At 47.7% G+C, this 237-nt stretch carries 1 rRNA gene; it reads right to left on the reverse strand.

Features of this window, described 5'->3' with window-relative positions:
• A 5S ribosomal RNA gene (gene rrf / locus J1G35_RS30785) occupies nt 1-85 on the reverse strand; the annotation flags it as partial.
• Between the last annotated feature and the right edge of the window lie 152 nt (nt 86-237).

A 237-nucleotide genomic window follows, 5' to 3' on the forward strand; every position in this document is an offset into this window, starting at 1 on the left:
ACCCCACACTACCATCGGCGATGCATCGTTTCACTGCTGAGTTCGGGATGGGATCAGGTGGTTCCAATGCTCTATGGTCGTCAAGAAATTCTGTGTACCGGTGCGTTACGTTTGTAACGTGCCGATGAAATTCATGGACTTCTACAAAAACAAAACCCCATCTGCTTTCGCAAATGGGGTTTCGGAATTTAATCTTGACGATGACCTACTCTCACATGGGGAAACCCCACACTACCA

Source organism: Pseudomonas sp. SH10-3B, from assembly GCF_019891415.1.
Classification (GTDB): domain Bacteria; phylum Pseudomonadota; class Gammaproteobacteria; order Pseudomonadales; family Pseudomonadaceae; genus Aquipseudomonas.